This window comes from Planomonospora algeriensis (assembly GCF_977012225.1).
In genome coordinates this window covers 1-496 of sequence record NZ_CDRNDK010001084.1, presented here as the reverse complement: position 1 = coordinate 496, position 496 = coordinate 1, and the positions used below count along the sequence as shown (strand labels likewise).

1 protein-coding gene is annotated in these 496 nt (G+C 69.4%); it reads right to left on the bottom strand.

All coding sequences use genetic code 11. From position 1 onward, the window contains the following. On the bottom strand, nt 1–496 hold a 496-nt coding region (locus ACWJ6R_RS37920), incomplete at both ends, for a polyketide synthase dehydratase domain-containing protein (protein ID WP_449066793.1).

Sequence of the window (496 nt, the reverse complement as noted above, 5' to 3'; positions counted from 1 at the left end):
CGAAGACCCGGACCGCTCCCCGGCCAGCCACTCCTGCACCAGCCCCAACGCCCCACGAACACCGGCCACCTCGACCAGCACACACCCACCAGCCGCACCGACCACGTCAACCGCGTCAACCGCGTCAACCGCGTCGGCAAGCGACTCGACCAGCACCCACCCGGGCGCCTCCGCCGAACCGGCCTCCACCACACCCCACTCGAGCCGATGCAGCGAGTCGGGACGATGACCGGCGGTGAACTGATCCGCTGAAATCGGGCGTACGGCCAGCGAATCGACCGACAGCACCGGTGCCCCGCTCAGGTCTGCGATCTCCAGAGCGATGGCGTTGTCGCGCACCTGCGAGATCCGCACCCGTACCGCACTCGTACCGGCCGAATGCAGACGTACCCCTGCCCATGAGAACGGCAGAACAGTCTGCCCGTCCCCCTCCACCAGCTGCGCGTGCAACGCCGCGTCCAGCAACGCCGGATGCACCCCGAACCGCACCGCGTCC